18 protein-coding genes are annotated in these 15,241 nt (G+C 70.8%); 13 read left to right on the top strand and 5 right to left on the bottom strand.

Annotated features, from left to right (window positions below; genetic code table 11):
• The first annotated feature begins 385 nt into the window (after positions 1-385).
• From J7E22_RS00495 to J7E22_RS00550, 12 genes are read left to right on the top strand one after another with little or no spacing between them, the layout of a single operon-like run.
• A complete protein-coding gene (locus J7E22_RS00495; RefSeq protein ID WP_214977862.1) occupies positions 386-730 on the top strand; it encodes a flagellar basal body rod protein FlgB in 345 nt (114 codons plus the stop codon).
• Complete coding sequence (locus tag J7E22_RS00500; protein ID WP_214977864.1) at positions 727-1,122, top strand: flagellar basal body rod C-terminal domain-containing protein; 396 nt, start codon at positions 727-729, stop codon at positions 1,120-1,122. The genes J7E22_RS00495 and J7E22_RS00500 overlap by 4 nt, the downstream gene beginning before the upstream one ends.
• A complete protein-coding gene (gene fliE / locus J7E22_RS00505) occupies positions 1,122-1,466 on the top strand; it encodes a flagellar hook-basal body complex protein FliE (RefSeq protein ID WP_214977866.1) in 345 nt (114 codons plus the stop codon). The genes J7E22_RS00500 and fliE overlap by 1 nt, the downstream gene beginning before the upstream one ends.
• Positions 1,466-3,130, top strand: coding sequence for a flagellar basal-body MS-ring/collar protein FliF (gene fliF, locus J7E22_RS00510; RefSeq protein WP_214977868.1), 1,665 nt, complete (start codon positions 1,466-1,468; stop codon positions 3,128-3,130). Before fliE ends, fliF begins: the two co-directional genes overlap by 1 nt.
• A complete protein-coding gene (gene fliG, locus J7E22_RS00515) occupies positions 3,127-4,164 on the top strand; it encodes a flagellar motor switch protein FliG (RefSeq protein ID WP_214977870.1) in 1,038 nt (345 codons plus the stop codon). The genes fliF and fliG overlap by 4 nt, the downstream gene beginning before the upstream one ends.
• The gene (locus tag J7E22_RS00520) at positions 4,157-4,795 is read left to right on the top strand and encodes a hypothetical protein (protein ID WP_214977872.1); all 639 of its coding nucleotides are present in this window, start codon (positions 4,157-4,159) and stop codon (positions 4,793-4,795) included. The genes fliG and J7E22_RS00520 overlap by 8 nt, the downstream gene beginning before the upstream one ends.
• The gene (locus J7E22_RS00525) at positions 4,792-6,138 is read left to right on the top strand and encodes a FliI/YscN family ATPase (RefSeq protein ID WP_214977874.1); all 1,347 of its coding nucleotides are present in this window, start codon (positions 4,792-4,794) and stop codon (positions 6,136-6,138) included. The genes J7E22_RS00520 and J7E22_RS00525 overlap by 4 nt, the downstream gene beginning before the upstream one ends.
• Positions 6,138-6,569, top strand: coding sequence for a flagellar export protein FliJ (locus J7E22_RS00530; RefSeq protein ID WP_214977876.1), 432 nt, complete (start codon positions 6,138-6,140; stop codon positions 6,567-6,569). The genes J7E22_RS00525 and J7E22_RS00530 overlap by 1 nt, the downstream gene beginning before the upstream one ends.
• Positions 6,566-7,294: a C40 family peptidase gene (locus tag J7E22_RS17810; protein ID WP_214977878.1), complete on the top strand. Its 729-nt coding sequence runs from the start codon at positions 6,566-6,568 to the stop codon at positions 7,292-7,294. Before J7E22_RS00530 ends, J7E22_RS17810 begins: the two co-directional genes overlap by 4 nt.
• Positions 7,291-9,075 carry a flagellar hook-length control protein FliK gene (locus tag J7E22_RS00540; protein ID WP_214977880.1) on the top strand — a complete coding sequence of 595 codons (1,785 nt, stop codon included), beginning with the start codon at positions 7,291-7,293 and terminating at the stop codon, positions 9,073-9,075. The genes J7E22_RS17810 and J7E22_RS00540 overlap by 4 nt, the downstream gene beginning before the upstream one ends.
• Positions 9,076-9,114: 39 nt before the next feature.
• Entirely contained in the window at positions 9,115-9,546 is a 432-nt protein-coding gene (locus J7E22_RS00545; protein WP_214977882.1) for a flagellar hook assembly protein FlgD, read from the top strand.
• Positions 9,547-9,597: 51 nt separating this feature from the next.
• Positions 9,598-10,773: a flagellar hook protein FlgE gene (locus J7E22_RS00550; protein WP_214977885.1), complete on the top strand. Its 1,176-nt coding sequence runs from the start codon at positions 9,598-9,600 to the stop codon at positions 10,771-10,773.
• Positions 10,774-10,911: 138 nt separating this feature from the next.
• Here J7E22_RS00550 and J7E22_RS00555 read toward each other — a convergent pair whose 3' ends face one another.
• Both J7E22_RS00555 and J7E22_RS00560 read right to left on the bottom strand, forming a co-directional pair.
• Positions 10,912-11,370 carry a hypothetical protein gene (locus J7E22_RS00555; protein ID WP_214977887.1) on the bottom strand — a complete coding sequence of 153 codons (459 nt, stop codon included), beginning with the start codon at positions 11,368-11,370 and terminating at the stop codon, positions 10,912-10,914.
• Between the two features lie 275 nt (positions 11,371-11,645).
• Positions 11,646-12,086 (bottom strand): hypothetical protein, encoded by a 441-nt coding sequence (locus tag J7E22_RS00560; protein ID WP_214977889.1) that lies wholly within the window; start codon positions 12,084-12,086, stop codon positions 11,646-11,648.
• Positions 12,087-12,158: 72 nt separating this feature from the next.
• Between J7E22_RS00560 and J7E22_RS00565 the strand changes: the two genes are divergently transcribed.
• Complete coding sequence (locus J7E22_RS00565) at positions 12,159-12,671, top strand: YbhB/YbcL family Raf kinase inhibitor-like protein (RefSeq protein WP_251008533.1); 513 nt, start codon at positions 12,159-12,161, stop codon at positions 12,669-12,671.
• A 114-nt stretch (positions 12,672-12,785) separates the two neighbouring features.
• Here the strand turns inward: J7E22_RS00565 and J7E22_RS00570 are convergent, their stop codons facing one another.
• The 3 genes from J7E22_RS00570 to J7E22_RS00580 all read right to left on the bottom strand — a co-directional run bounded on the left by J7E22_RS00570 (position 12,786) and on the right by J7E22_RS00580 (position 15,197).
• Positions 12,786-13,142: a hypothetical protein gene (locus tag J7E22_RS00570; protein WP_214977893.1), complete on the bottom strand. Its 357-nt coding sequence runs from the start codon at positions 13,140-13,142 to the stop codon at positions 12,786-12,788.
• An 8-nt stretch (positions 13,143-13,150) separates the two neighbouring features.
• Entirely contained in the window at positions 13,151-14,629 is a 1,479-nt protein-coding gene (locus J7E22_RS00575; protein WP_214977895.1) for a phospholipase D-like domain-containing protein, read from the bottom strand.
• Positions 14,630-14,768: 139 nt separating this feature from the next.
• Positions 14,769-15,197, bottom strand: a complete 429-nt coding sequence (locus tag J7E22_RS00580; protein WP_214977897.1) for a hypothetical protein — start codon at positions 15,195-15,197, stop codon at positions 14,769-14,771.
• Between the last annotated feature and the right edge of the window lie 44 nt (positions 15,198-15,241).

Genomic DNA, 15,241 nt, shown 5'->3' on the forward strand with positions numbered 1-15,241 from the left:
GGCAGCGCCTGACGCCTCGGCCCGCGCCGGCGTCGCTCGATGCGCACACACGGGATGCGTGCGCATGCAGCAACGATGCACGAGTCGTTCGACGCGTGGTTCGTCGCTCGATGCGCGCGCACCGGATGCGTGCGCATGCAGCAACGATGCACGAGTCGTTCGACGCCTGGTTCGTCGGAGGATGCGCGGACATGGTGCGACACCGCGGTGGGCGGACGACGGCGTCCAGCACGGCCCCCCGTTCGGGGCGAGCACTTACACCCGCGGAACCCCGCGTCGATAGCGCCCCTCGAGCAGGGATCGCTCACTCGTTCGGCCATGGATCGGCCACCGCCATTCGGCGACGCGCAGCAGTGCGCGCCGCACACCGAGGGGACGGTCCACCGTGCTCGAATCCGTGACGTCGGCCGCGCTGCAGAGCGCACTCGACGGGCTGTCGATGCGCCAGCGCGCCATCGCGAACAACGTGGCGAACATCAACACGCCGAACTACCACGCCGAGAAGGTGCAGTTCGAGGACGCCCTCGCGCAGTCGATCGTGCAGGGCAACGGATCCGCCGCGCCGACGATCGCGCGCAGCCTCGAGCCGACGAACACGAACGGCAACAACGTCGACCTCGACGAGGAGACGCTCTCGAACGTCGACACCGTGCTGCGGTACCAGTTCGCGACGCAGGCGATGAACTCGGAGCTCACGAGCGTCCGTGCGGCGATGCGGACGAACTCGTGACGACCTTCGACGCGATCGGCATCGCGAGCACCGGCCTCACCGTGCACCGGAAGTGGCTCGACGCGATCTCCGACAACATCGCGAACGTCAACACCGTCCGGTCGATGAACGAGTCCGCGTTCCAGGCCCGCTACGTCGAGGTCCAGGAGGGCAACGGCGTCTCCGGCGCCTACGTCAAGGGCGCCGCGTTCGGCAGCGCCGCCGGCCGCGTGACCTACGACCCCGAGAGCCCGCTCGCGAACAAGGAGGGCTACGTCCGCATGCCGGACATCGACCTCGGAACGCAGATGGCGGACCTCATCATGGCCCAGCGCGGCTACCAGGCGAACGCCGCCGTGGTGGACCGTGCCAAGACCGCCTACGAAGCGGCACTGCAGATCGGGAAGAACTGATGCCCATCGACGCCGTCAACGGTGTGACCACCAACGCGATGACGAACGGCCTGTCGTCCGTCGCCGGGATGTCGAGCGACCTCGGCGCGACCGCCGGCACGTCCGCGACCCCGAGCACCGACGGCAGCGGCTTCGCCGCCTCGCTCGGCAACGCGGTCGACGGGCTGCAGGCGCTCCAGAGCGACTCGAAGACCCTCGCACTCAAGGCCGTCACCGGCAACCTGAACGACATCCACGACGCCACGATCGCCGCCACCCGCGCACAGGTCACGCTCGAGCTCGTCGCCGCCGTCCGCAACAAGGGCGTCGACGCCTTCAACGAGATCATGAGGATGCAGGCCTGATGCCCGTCGCCGTCAAGAACCTCTTCGCCCGCCTGGGCGCCTACTTCCAGGGCTTCTCCGCCGCCCAGCGGACCCTCGCGATCCTCGGGGTCGCCGCCCTCGTGCTCGGGGGCATCGCGCTCACGAGCTGGCTCGGCAAGGCGTCGTACGCACCGCTGTTCACGGGCCTCGCCGCCTCGGACGCCAGCTCGGTGACCGACCAGCTGCAGACCGACGGGGTGCCGTTCCAGCTCACCGACGGCGGCGCGACGATCCTCGTCCCGCAGTCGCAGGTGTACTCCGAACGACTCAAGGCGGCCTCGAACGGGCTGCCGTCGTCGAACGAGGGGGGCTACTCGCTCCTCGACAAGATGGGCGTGACGAGCTCCGAGTTCCAGCAGGACGTCACGTACAAGCGCGCCATCGAGGGCGAGCTCGCGAAAACGATCTCGGCGATGGACGGGGTGCAGACCGCCTCGGTGCAGCTCGCGATCCCGGCGAAGACCGTGTTCGTCGCCGAGCAGAAGGACCCCACCGCATCGGTGTTCATCGCGACGAAGAACGGCACACAGCTCACCCCCGACCAGGTCCAGGCGATCGTGCACCTCACGAGCGCCGCCGTCGAGGGCATGCAGCCGACGGACGTCTCGGTCGTCGACCAGAAGGGCCAGACCCTGTCGGCCGTCGGGACCGGGACGACCGGCATCGGTTCCGACCAGGCCGCCGCGTACGACCAGACCACGAGCAAGAAGATCCAGGACCTGCTCGACACCACGCTCGGCCCGGGGAACGCGACGGTCGTCGTGTCCGCCACCATGAACCAGAACTCCGGCACGAAGACGTCGGAGAGCTACACGACCCCGACCACCGGCCCGGTGGCCCTCAACGAGTCGGCCACGGCCGAGCAGTACGGTGCCGGCTCCACCGCCGGTGCCGGCGCGACCGGCGTCCTCGGACCGGACAACATCGCCGTCCCGAACGGCACGGGGACCCCCGGTGCGGGCGGCTACAAGAACACGTCCGCGACGAAGAACAACGCCGTCGACCACACCACCGAGACGACGCAGATCCCGGCGGGCGCACTGTCGAACCAGTCCGTCTCCGTGGCCCTCAACGGCAAGGCCTCGACGGTCAAGAACGTGAACCTGCAGAGCATCAACGACCTCGTCGCGAACGCCGCGAACCTCGACACCCGCCGCGGTGACAAGGTCGCCGTCGCGGTGATGAACTTCGACACCACGGCCGCCGACCGCGCTGCGAAGGCCCTCGCCGCCCAGCAGCGTGCCGACCAGCAGCAGGCACTGTGGTCGGGCATCCGCACCGCGGGCATCGCCCTCGCGAGCCTGCTGGCACTCCTCGTGATCGTGTTCTTCCTGCTCCGCCGCGGTCGTCGCCAGGAGCGCGAAGCTGTCGACCTCGGCGAGCTCGACGCCTTCGCCGGCGACACGTTCCAGCTGCCCCTGGCCGTCGACCCGGCCGCCGACCTCGCCGCGGTCGGTGCGGGCGACCTGCCCACGGTCGCGCTGCCGACCCTGCCGGACGAGGAGCCGCCCACCGAGGTCCTCTCGACGGACGAGATCACCGCCGAACGTCGCCGCCAGGAGATCTCCGCCCTGGCGGAACGTGACCCGAAGCGCACCGCCGACCTGCTCCGCGGGCTGCTCGACGACCGGGCACCGGTGTGAGCGCGCTGACGCCGGCCCCCGCGGGCGACCGCGCGCTGTCAGGGGCCCAGAAGGTCGCGCTCATCCTCATGCAGATGGAGACCGAGCGCGCCGCGACGGTCATGAAGCAGTTCACCGAGATCGAGGCCGAGGAGATCTCCGCCGAGATCGTCCGGATGCGTCGCGTCGACGACACGGTCGTGGACCGGACGATGAGCGAGTTCCACCGGATGACCGTGCACGGTCGCCTGCAGAAGCGCGGTGGCAAGGAGACGGCACTCGGACTGCTCGAGGCGTCGTTCGGCGCCGAGCGTGCGGCCGGCGTGATGGACCGTCTCGCGTCGAACCTGGCCGGACAGTCGTTCGACTTCCTCGACGACGCCGAACCGGGCCAGGTCATCACCCTGCTCGACGGCGAACTGCCGCAGACGATCGCCCTCGTGCTCGCGCACCTGAAGCCCGGGCAGGCCAGCGCCGTGCTCGCCGGCGTCGACGAGCGCGTCCGCACCGACGTGGCGCAGTCCTTCGCCACGATGGGCTCCGCGACCCCCGAAGCCGTCGGCATCGTCGCGGGTGTGCTCCGGCAGCGCGCCGGCGCCGTCGTCTCGCCGCGCGAGACCATCGAGGTCGTCGGCGGCATCCAGCCCCTCGTCGACATCATCAACCGCTCCGACGTCGCCACCGAGAAGGCCGTGCTCGAGGGGCTCGAGGCCCGCGACCCGGAGCTCGCCGAGGACATCCGCTCCCGCATGCTGACGTTCGAGGACATCGTCAAGCTCGAGGCACGCGACATCCAGCAGGTCCTGCGCGGTGTCGACTCGAAGCTCCTGGCGACCGCCATGAAGGGTGCTGCCGACGCCGTCATCGAGACGATCCGCGCGAACGTCTCGGAGCGCAACCGCGAGCTCCTCGACGACGAGCTGCGCGCGATGGGACCGGTCCGGGTGTCGCAGGTCGAAGAGGCCCGTGCCGAGGTCGTCCGCTCCGTCCGGGAACTCGAGGCGCAGGGCATCATCACGGTGCACCGCGCCGAGGAGGACGAGCTCGTTGACTGACACCGCCGTCCAGCGCGTCGACTACCCGACGATCAGCCCGGCCCCGCGGGCCGACGACACGACCGTCCGTGCGGACGTCCGCGCCGAGATCCGTGGGCACGCCGCCGGCTACACCGCCGGCTTGCGTGCCGCGCAGGCCGAGACCGAGGCGCTCCGGTCCCGGCTCGAGGCCGAGCACACCGCGCGCCTCGCGTCGATGCACGCTGACACCGCGCGTCGCATCGCGGTCCTCGACGCCGCCACGAACGCGCTCCTCTCGCGCACCACGCCCGTCCTGGCGGACGCCGAAGCGTCCGTGACGGCCGCTGCCGTCGAGCTGGCGGAAGCCGTCGTCGGGTACGCGATCCGTGCCTCCCGTCCGGTCGACGGCCTGGAGGGCGGGGTCGCCCCCGGCGTGGAGGCCACGGTGGAGCGGGCGCTCGCCTCGATCGACCGCTCGGTCGCGATCGCCGTGCGCCTGAGCGTCGGCGACGCGGCCCGGGTCGCCGGCCTGGACCTGCCGGTCCCGGTCGTCGCGGATCCCTCGCTCACCGACGGCGACGCCGTCGTCGACCTGCCGGACGGACTGCTCGACGCACGGATCAGCACGGCGCTCGACCGAGCACGTACGGCGCTGGGGGTCACCCGGTGACGGCGACGCTCCTCCGCCCGCGCGGACTCGACGACGCGATCGCGCAGTCCGCGCCCCAGCGTGTGGGCGTCGTGACGAGCGCCGTCGGACTCGGCCTCACCATCGCGGGTCTCGACGCCCACGTGGGCGAGGTCGTGCTGGTCGGCCGAGACGGCGAGGACGCCACCGCGGTCGAGGTCGTCGCGACCGACGTCCACGGGGTCCGCTGCATGCCGCTCGGCCGGCTCACCGGCATCACGGCGGGCACTCCGGCCCGCCCGACCGGACGCCCCGTCCTGGTGCCGACCGGTGCCGGACTGCTCGGACGCGTCGTGGACGGACTCGGCCGACCGATCGACGGGCGCGGTCCGCTCGCCACCGACGCCTGGGTCCCGCTCGACCACGAGACCCCCGACGCGATGGGGCGTGCCCGCATCGACCGCCCGCTGCAGCTCGGCGTCCGCGTGCTCGACACCCTGACCACCGTCGGCCGCGGGCAGCGCATGGGCCTGTTCGCCGGCTCCGGCGTGGGCAAGTCCTCGCTGCTGTCGATGATCGCGCGGGGGAGCGACGCCAGCGTGAACGTGATCGCCCTGGTCGGCGAACGCGGCCGCGAGGTGCGCGAGTTCCTGGAGGACGACCTCGGACCGGAGGGTCTCGCCCGCTCGATCGTCGTCGTCTCGACCTCCGACGAACCCGCCCTGATGCGCCTGCGTGCCGCGTTCGTCGCGACCCGCATCGCCGAGTCGTTCCGCGACGCCGGGCAGGACGTGGTCCTCATGATGGACTCGCTCACCCGCGTCGCCACCGCCCAGCGCGAGATCGGACTGTCGGTCGGCGAGCCGCCCGCGACCCGGGGCTACCCGCCGTCGACGTTCTCGGTGCTCGCCGGGCTCCTGGAGCGTGCCGGCACCGACCGCGTCGGCAGCATCACCGGGATCTACACGGTCCTCGTCGACGGGGACGACCACAACGAGCCGGTCGCGGACGCCGCGCGGAGCATCCTCGACGGCCACGTGGTCCTCGACCGTGCCCTCGCGATCACCGGGCACTTCCCGTCGGTGGACGCCCTCGGGTCGGTGTCCCGTGTCGCCTCGAAGGTGACCACGCCCGCCCAGCGTGCGGCAGCGACCACGCTCCGCACGGTGATGGCCGCGCGGAAGTCGGCCCAGGACCTGCTCGACGTCGGTGCCTACCAGCGGGGCGCGAACCCTCTCGTGGACGCCGCCGTCGACCACCAGGGCGCGATCGCCGCGTTCCTGCAGCAGGGCATGGACGAGCAAGCTCCGGCGTCCGTGTCGTGGGACGCGCTGGCCTCGCTCGTCGGCAGCTTCGGCGTCGGCAGCGCGGGAGGTGCGTCCTGATGGCCCGTCGCTTCCCGCTCGCCGGACTCCTCCGGCTGCGCACGCTCGAACAGGACCGTGCCGCCGTGACCCTGGCGTCCGCGAACGACCGGGTTCGTGTCGCCGCCGACGCCCGCGTCACCGCCCGCCGCACCCTCGCCGAGGCGGAGGACGCGCAGCCGATCCAGGACGCAGCGACCCTCAGCGCCGTCGCCGCAGCACGGGCCGCGACCCGCGGGATGCTCGAGGAGCTCGACGCGGTCGTGCTGAGCCGTCGCGCCGAGGCGGCGGCAGCGCAGGCGGAGTACACCACCGCGCGCCGTGCTGCCCTCGGGCTCGAGAAGCTCGAAGCGAAGCACGTCACCCTGCAGACCGCGGCGGACCTCCGCACCGAACAGAACGCCCTCGACGAGATCGCGGCACGTCGCCGCGCGGAAGGTGGTGTCCGATGAGCATCGATGCCGTGCTCTCCCGGATCTCCGAGATCCAGACCCAGATCCAGGCCCTGCAGAGCGGGATGCCCGGCGCCTCGGCCGCGAGCCCGACCGCCGGCACGGCCGCGTCCTCCACCGCGTTCGCGGACGCCCTCGCCACCGCGACGGGGACCGCCACCGGCAGCACGACCGGCACGCCCACGGCCGCCGCTCCGACGCCCGCCGGCAGCGCCGGGGTGTCCACGGCGACCTCGGTGGACGCGGGTGCGGGCACGATCGCGACCGGCAGCGGAGCCACCGGCGCCGACGTCGTCGCCGACGCGAAGAAGTACCTCGGCGTCCCGTACGTCTTCGGCGGCACGACGACCTCGGGCATGGACTGCTCGGGACTCGTGCAGACCGTGTTCAAGGACCTCGGCGTGAAGATGCCGCGGGTCGTCCCGGACCAGGCGGACATGGGGGTCGCCGTGCCGTCCCTCGCGCAGGCACAACCCGGTGACCTGATCATCCCGAAGGGCGAGGGGCACATCGTGATCTACGTCGGCGACGGCAAGGTCCTGCACGCACCGCACCCCGGCAAGGACGTCCGGATCGTGGACAACTGGCTGAAGGACTCGGACATCCAGACCATCCGTCGCATCGTACCCGCGCAGAAGGCGGCCGTCCCGGCGGCCTCTGGCGCGGGCACCGACCTGCAGACCGCCGCGCTCATGTCCCTGATGCAGTCGGGGAGCGCCGCATGAGCCTGATGATCAGCACCCCTCCGCAGCCGGTCGGCCGTGACACCGCTTCCGTCGGGCGGTCCGCGTCCGGGTCGGCCGACTCGTTCGGGTCGGCGTTGGCCGCAGCCGGTTCCGGTTCCCCCGACGCGGTCGATGCCGGTCGCGCGCAGCAGGCGGGTCCCCGTACCGCGGAGCTCGACGACCGCCGCCCGGCACGGCCCGCTGACCACCGGGCCGCACGCTCGCACGTCGAGCGCGGTCCGCGGGACCGTGACGACCAGCGGTCAGCCGGCGCCGACACCGACCCGACGACCGGGTCGACCGCGGCAGCAGCTGCACGCGCCGCCACGACGTCGGGTGCGGGATCGTCCGCGAGCACGGCGACCGACGGAGCTCCGACCGACGCAGTCTCGGCCGACACAGCGTCCACGGCCGCAACCGCGACCGGCGCAGCCTCTGCGGACGCCGGCTCGACCCCCGGCACGGGCTCGAGCGGCACGGGCTCGAGCCCCGACGCACTGGGCGGCGTCAGCGCAGCCATCGGCACAGCAACGACCGGCACCGCGGCCGCGGATACCCCGGCGGCGGCCCTCGCCCTCGCGACCGCGGTTCCGGCGGCCGTCACGCCGCAGGCGCTGCACCGTTCCCCGGCCGTCTCGACGACCACGCTGTCGGCCGCCGGAGGAGGGGCATCGACCCCCGTGCCCGCGGCCACCGGGAGCGTAGCCGTCACGTCCGCGCCCACCAACGTCCTCCCGTCGTCCGCCGCGGCCGGGGCGTCCGCGACGACCGCTCCGCAGGGCACGGGTGACCGTGCCACCGCCGCGCCGACCACCGCCGCGTCGGCCACCACCGCTCTGGTCACCACGTCGACACCCGCAGGTCCGACCCCCGCGGCGACTGCCGGCGGACCCGTCCCACCGTCGTCCGGCGCCGGGCGGCCGACCGCCCTCGGAACGACATCCCCGCCCGCACCGTCGTCCGTCACCACAACGGGCACGCCCGCGGCCGACGCGGTCGTGACGAACCAGGCATCGGTGGCTCCGGCCAGCGCCGCCCCCGTCGTCGTGACCGCGGCCGCCGCATCCACGGCCGGGTCGCCGACCGGCTCGCTCGCCGCCGACCGGACCACGACCGCAGCGCTGCAGCAGACGCCCGCGCCGACATCGGCCGTCGGATCAGCGACCGGCATCCCGACCGGCGTCAGCGGCGACCGGGGGAGCAGTGCCCAGACCGGCCACGGGACCGACACCGGCGCGTCGGGCCAAGGCGATCCGCGCCTCCAGGCCGTCGCCGGAGCACGCGGCGGCGAGACGCCGTTCCCGGTCCCCACGACCACCACGACCGCGCCGGTCACGGCGTCGGGTGCCGCGACCGCGAACGCGCCCGCACCGCTCGCGCAGCAGCTGTCGCGCCCGGTGTTCACCCTGGCCCAGGCCGGGCCGGGGGAGCACGTCGTCGTCGTCCAGGTGACCCCGGACGCGCTCGGCCCCGTCACCGTGCGGGCCCACGTCACCGCGCGCGGCATGCACGTCGAACTGTTCGCGACGTCCGACGCGTGCCGCGAGGCCGTCCGGCAGGTCCTGCCGGACCTCCGCCGCGACGCCGCCGGCACCGGCCTCAGCACGACCCTCGACCTGTCCTCGCAGAACCACCCGGAACACGCCCCGGGACGCGAGCAGCGAGCACCCGGGGAACCGGGTCGCCCGTCCACCGGCCTGGAGGCGCGGCTCACCCCGCGCACGCCCGGCACCCCCCGCACACCCACCGTCCGCAGCGCCGGACTCGACGTCCTCGCCTGAGCGAGACCACCTCGCCCAGGCGAAACCGAAGGGAACACCATGCCGATCGACGGCATCACCGGCACCGTGGACCAGAGCGCGCAGGCTGCAGCCCTCGCCGCCAACCCCGCGACGCAGAAGTCGCAGACGATGGACTCGCAGGTGTTCATGAAGCTGCTCGTCACGCAGCTGCAGAACCAGGACCCGTCCTCGCCGATGGACACCAACCAGATGATCAGCCAGCAGACGCAGCTCGCGATGATGGAGCAGCTCACCAACCAGACGACCACGGGGAACGAGAACTTCTCGCTGCAGATGCGCATCGCAGCGGCGAACCTCGTCGGCAAGCAGGTCAGCTACACCGATGCCGCCACGGGGACCGACATCAAGGGGACCGCGACCGCGGTCTCCTACGCGCAGAGCGTCCCGACCGTGACGGTGAACGGCAAGGAGGTCAACCTCGACGTGATCTCCGGCATCAAGACCACCTGAACGACACCCCTCCCACCTTCTTCCTGACTCCTTCCCACGAAAGGACGCATCATGCTCCGCTCGCTCTACTCCGGGATCTCCGGCCTCCGCTCCCACCAGGAGATGCTCGACGTCACCGGCAACAACATCGCCAACGTCAACACCGTCGGCTTCAAGGCATCGACCACCGTCTTCCAGGACACCCTGTCGCAGATGACCCAGGGCGCCGGGGGACCGCAGACCGGCATCGGCGGGACGAACCCCGCCCAGATCGGCCTCGGCGTGCAGGTCGCCGGTGTCTCCACGAACTTCGCCCAGGGGTCCGCCCAGGCGACCGGCAAGGCCACCGACCTGATGATCTCCGGTGACGGGTTCTTCGTCACCCGCCTCGGCAACGACACCGTCTACACGCGCGCCGGCGCCTTCGACTTCGACGCCGACGGCCGGCTCGTGTCGTCCGACGGCAAGATCGTCCAGGGCTACCCGGCGACGAACGGCGTCGTCAACCAGAACGGCCAGCTCGGCGACATCAAGCTGCCCCTCGGCGCTGCCGCCCCCGCCGTCCGCACCACCACCGCGGGCGTCACCGGCAACCTGCCGTCCGAGACCGCGGTGGGCACGACGCTCACCCGTGACGCCTCCGTGTACGACGCCTCCGGTGCAAAGCACACCATGTCGATCGCGTACCAGCGCACCGCCGCTGGATGGGACGTCACCGCGACCGACGGTCAGGGCGGGTCGGCGACCTCCACCCTGACGTTCGGCACGGACGGCAAGCTCACCGCGGGTGGCACCGTCACGGCCGGCGGCATCACCGTCGACATGACGCAGCTCACCGGGTTCGCGTCGCTCAACACCGCGTCGATCGCCTCGCAGAACGGCAACGGCGCAGGGTCGCTGCAGGGCTACGCGATCTCGAAGGACGGAACCGTCGTCGGCAGCTTCTCGAACGGGGCCTCCCTCGCCCTCGGTCGGATCGCGCTGGCCACCTTCGCCAACCCGGGCGGGCTCGAGAAGGCCGGTGCCTCCGGGTACCGGGCGACGGGGAACTCGGGCACCGCGAACGTCGGCGCCCCGGGCGACCCCGGTGTCGGGCAGCTCGCCTCCGGCACCCTCGAGATGTCGAACGTGGACCTGTCGCAGGAGTTCACGAACCTGATCGTCGCGCAGCGTGGGTTCCAGGCGAACGCCCGCATCATCACCACGAGCGACGAGGTGCTGCAGGAGCTGACGAACCTGAAGCGGTAGGGCTGCGGGAGATCCTGCTGGCTCCTGGTCCGGGGCGTCCACGCGATCGTGCGGGGCGCCCCGGATTCGTCGTTGCGGCAGGGGTCGGGTCGGACTCGGCGTGCGTCGTGCTGCTCGAGTCGACCCACGGCTGCTGGACTACGCGGGCTTGTGCGAGCGGAGCGCCCGCTGCAGACGGGCCGTCGTCCGTTGCAGATCGCCCCACCGTCCGGCGAGCACCACTGCGAGTGCGAACGCGAAGAACGCTACGACGGCGGAACCATCCCAGACATGGTCGATGTCGTCCGCGTCGTAGACCCTGTCGGGGAGACCGTGCCCGTCGGCGTCGATGGCTCGGTACCCGGCACGCACGCCGTGGTGATGTGCTCCGTCGTCGTCATCGAACCCGTCGAATGCAACGTTGCGAGCCACCCTGACGTTGTCGTCGCTGGTCCACGTTCCCGTGGATGCGCATGTCCTGTATCGACCGACTGAGCACTCCCACTTGGTCTCCCGGTAGGTGCCCCAGTGCACTGGCTCGTCGAGCGCGGCATGCTCCTGCACGGCCCAGAGGCTGAGCAGGACGCTGACCGCGCAGAGCGCGGTGTAGATCGCCATCGCCGCGATGGTCAGCACGAGGGGGCGGCGGGAGAGCTTCCCAGAGTGACGAGCCGATCGGGTATGTCGACGATGCGGGATTGATGCAGGGCCGAGCGGAGGCACTGCGCTAGTTTGCCGCCTCGCGGGAGTTCGGGTGCTCTTACGTCTGCGGCGTGGCGGTGGGACTCGTCGGTCGCCCCGTCGGGAGGAGTTCCGCGGCGTCGCAGGGAGGAGACCCCCTTCGGTAGGGGATCCTCTTGCAGGACCGGTGCAGGTGGGCAATGCGCGGTCCGTCAGCCGAGCAGTGTCAGCGCGTTGAAGAAGGCTGCGACCGCGCCGAACACGCTCGCGACGAGCGCGGGGAACGCTCCAACGGCGCCGATGCCGAACGTCGTCCAGCCGAGGACGCGCACCCAGGTCACGCCTTGGCTGTTCCGCGCGGAGCTGAGTCCGGTGACGAGCGCGACAGCGGCCACCGGTACGGCGAGCACGAGCACTGCTCCGACGAAGAACTCAGCGCGGGCAACTGGGGCTGGTGGGTCCTGGAGGATCGGCGGGTTGTCGAGCGTGTCGAGATGCGCCTGGTAAGCGGTCTCGAGAGGCTCGTAGTGCGCCTGGGACAGGCAGTACAGCACCAACCAGATGGCGACGGTGATCAGGCCTACGACCGCTGACGGCGCTCGCCACAGGGACCCACGTTGGTCGTCTTCGTACAGCCCACGCCGTTCATCCACGACTTCCACCCTGTCACCGGTGCAGCGGCTCAACATCGGTCGCAGGAGGGAAGACGCGACAGCCGCGGAACCATGACGCGGCCCGCCTTCGCGCCGAGCGATCGTCCGGAGGACGGAGTACAACGAGCTGCGTGCGCAAGAGCCCAATGCGCCATCCCAGACCGCCACCGTGGTCGCATCTTCGGCCCGAACGTGTCTCCACCGCTGTCGTGGACGCCGCCTCCGAGTGGCACCGTCGAGCTCGTCCTGGTCGTGCAAGACCCTGACGTTCCGATGAAGCGGCCCGCTACGCACGCCCTGGTCGTCGGTGTCCGTCCAACACTCACTTCAATCCCGGAAGGCGCACTCTCAGAGCCCAGCCCAGTGCCGGGCCTCCGCAACGGGAACGGCACACTCGGCCGCCGCGGCTACAGCGGGCCGCTCCCGCCGCGGTCGCACGGACCACATTCCTACGTGTTCCAGCTCTTCGCACTCGACGCTCCAATGGAACTCCCCGACCGGTACACCCTGCGCCAGGCCCTGGACGAGATGACCGGACACGTTCTGGCTCGGGCACGCCTCGACGGGACGTACGAACGCCGTTGACGCGGTCCGCGCGATGAGGAGGTCGTGAAGCACGACGCCACGACCGCGTCCACGAACAGACCCGTCCCGATCGCCGATGCGCTACCGGGCAGGGTCGATGCTTCGGTGTTCCCGCTACGAGAGGACAGACCACACTGCTGCTGCGGTGGAGAGGACCAGACCACTTCCAGCCCAGAGCAGATTGTTGCGGCTGGACCGGAGCGCACGCGACACGACATCGAGCGCAGCGTGAGCGGTGAGTTCCGTGAACTCCGTGGGGAAGCCGGCGACGGCGCCGGGACCATCATGACGTCCCGCTGTTTGCTCCTGACGGGCGCGTTCCTCGTCGTCGTAGCGGCGGGAAGCGGCGATACGAGTGCTGACGGAGGAGAGTGTGCGCCTGACGTTGCGGTACGCCCCGACCGCGTTACCGGCGGTCAAGGAGAAGCCGGCGAGCGTCATCAGCACGATCGCGGTCCGAGTCCAGGGCACGACGCGGCCTACTGGAGGGCTGCGGTGAGGCGGAAGAGGTTGTCGAAGGTCCTGGACGCAACAGGACGACGCAGCCATTCGTCGAGTGTGAGTTCCCGCGCGTTGTCCCGATAGTGCTGTTCGACCGTACCGAGGGCGGCGACGAAGGTGCGGCTCCGGATCAGCAGGGATGCCTCGAGGTTGAGGCTGAACGACCGCATGTCCATGTTGCTCGAGCCAACGACCGCGGTGTCTTCGTCGATCGTGAAGTGCTTCGCGTGCAGGACGATCGGCTTGCGGTAGAGGAAGATCCGGACGCCAGCGCGCAGGAGCGTCTCGTAGTACGACCGTTGCGCGTGGAAGACCATCACCTGATCGGCGACTTCGCTGGCGAACAACACCACCTCGACGCCCCGCTGGGCCGCTGTCGTGATCGCGTAGAGCATGGAGTCGTCGGGCACGAAGTACGGACTGGTGATCACGAGGCGCTCCTCGGCCGCGTACACCAGCGCGTTGAACAGCCGCAGGTTGTTCTCGCCGTCGAATCCGGGGCCCGATGGCACCACCTGACAGTCGATCGAGATTGCAGCCGTCGCTGCTGTCGTTGCAGGCACCGCGAGCGCGGGTGCGTTCGGGAACGACAGGATCTCGTCCGTTTCGCTGAACCAGTCGGTCACGAACACCGCCAGGAGCTCGGTCACCACCGGCCCCTCGAGGCGGAGCAGCAGGTCTCTCCATCGCAGGCCGAGACGCAGGTTCCGCTTCGTGTTGTAGGTCGCGTCGACGAGGTTCTGCGATCCCATGAACGCCACAGTCCCGTCCACGATGAGGATCTTCCGGTGATTCCGCAGGTCCGGACGGGCGCGCTTCCCGGGTTCCAGGTCGGGTGCGAGCATCTCGTGGAACGGGATGGCGTGCTCCCGGAGCCAGCGCCTGGTGACCCGGTACCGGGGGCTCCGCGTGGTCGCGAAGTGGTCGTAGAGCACCCGGACGTCGACTCCGCGTTGCTGTGCACGCAGCAGAGCGTCGAAGAACGGCGTGGTCGCCGCGTCGAGACTGCAGATGTAGAACTGGACGTTCACGAACGTCGTGGATCGATCCACGGCGGCGGTCATCGAGGCCAATGCATCGTCGTACAACGGCAGGATCGAGGCTCGGCTCCCGCGGACCAGTGGCATGCCACCCAGCCGTTCGTTGAGCCGGGTGAGCGACGAGAACCAGGGAGGACCCACGGCGTCTCGCGACCCCGTTCGCCGCGTCGCGGCGTCCGCGATGAGCGACGTCATCTGTCGCTGTCGCTGCCGACGTTGGAGTGGCAGCTTCGTCGTGCCGAACAGGCCGAACAGGATGCTCCCGGGAATCGGTGCGGCGAACACCGCGAGCAACCAGGCCATGGCGGCGGTGGGTCGGCGGTTGCGTGGGATCGTGAGCACCGCGGTCAGCCTGATCAGCAGGTGGACGACGATGAGAGCAGTGGACGGGTTGCGGAACCACGATGCTCTGCGCATTGGCGTTCCTCCGGGTCGGGGTACCCACAGGCACCGTTGCTGCTGGCTGCTGGCTGCTGGCTGCTGGCTGCCGTCTGCCGCCATGGGGCCGAACGCTCGTGCGGCTGCCGGACGGGCAGCCACACGAGCGCTGATGGCGTCAGTGAGCGGCGTGCTCCTCGGCGTCGGCAGCAGCGCGAGCATCGACGGCGTCGAGGACGGAGTACTCAGCCGCGGTGATGGCGTCGATGGCGAAGGTGACGTCGTCGAGGGCATCTGCCTCTGCGAGGTCAGCGGCGTGATCGGCTCGCTTGACGACCCGTGCTGCATGGCGCTCTGCACGGCGCTGTCGGAGAGTGTCGAGTGACGTCGTGATCGCGGCCTGCTGGTCGGCCCAACCGGTCTCCGCCGCATCGGCAGCTTCGACGAAGTCAGTGTGCAGTGCAGCGCGGGTCGCCCTGGCCGAAGCCTCCAGGTCTGCCTTGCGCTTGGCGATGGCTGCCTGGTCGCGTTCCTTGACGGCCGCAGCAGATGCTTCCAGCTGCTGCGCCCGCGCGGAGAGTTCGAGGAGTTGGTCGGAGAGTGCCATGAGCGTGGTCCTTTCGATGGTGGTTGTGGGGAGCAGCACGGCGA

Source organism: Curtobacterium sp. ISL-83 (genome assembly GCF_018613895.1).
Taxonomy (GTDB): Bacteria; Actinomycetota; Actinomycetes; order Actinomycetales; family Microbacteriaceae; genus Curtobacterium.

Bases quoted from the DNA above. Each gene is read 5' to 3' on its own strand.
- fliE (WP_214977866.1), top strand. From the start codon at position 1,122: ATGCCCATCGACGCCGTCAACGGTGTGACCACCAACGCGATGACGAAC.
- fliF (WP_214977868.1), top strand. From the start codon at position 1,466: ATGCCCGTCGCCGTCAAGAACCTCTTCGCCCGCCTGGGCGCCTACTTC.
- J7E22_RS00530 (WP_214977876.1), top strand. From the start codon at position 6,138: ATGGCCCGTCGCTTCCCGCTCGCCGGACTCCTCCGGCTGCGCACGCTC.
- J7E22_RS17810 (WP_214977878.1), top strand. From the start codon at position 6,566: ATGAGCATCGATGCCGTGCTCTCCCGGATCTCCGAGATCCAGACCCAG.
- J7E22_RS00540 (WP_214977880.1), top strand. From the start codon at position 7,291: ATGAGCCTGATGATCAGCACCCCTCCGCAGCCGGTCGGCCGTGACACC.
- J7E22_RS00545 (WP_214977882.1), top strand. From the start codon at position 9,115: ATGCCGATCGACGGCATCACCGGCACCGTGGACCAGAGCGCGCAGGCT.
- J7E22_RS00550 (WP_214977885.1), top strand. From the start codon at position 9,598: ATGCTCCGCTCGCTCTACTCCGGGATCTCCGGCCTCCGCTCCCACCAG.
- J7E22_RS00555 (WP_214977887.1), bottom strand. From the start codon at position 11,370: ATGGCGATCTACACCGCGCTCTGCGCGGTCAGCGTCCTGCTCAGCCTC.
- J7E22_RS00565 (WP_251008533.1), top strand. From the start codon at position 12,159: ATGACGCGGCCCGCCTTCGCGCCGAGCGATCGTCCGGAGGACGGAGTA.
- J7E22_RS00575 (WP_214977895.1), bottom strand. From the start codon at position 14,629: ATGCGCAGAGCATCGTGGTTCCGCAACCCGTCCACTGCTCTCATCGTC.
- J7E22_RS00580 (WP_214977897.1), bottom strand. From the start codon at position 15,197: ATGGCACTCTCCGACCAACTCCTCGAACTCTCCGCGCGGGCGCAGCAG.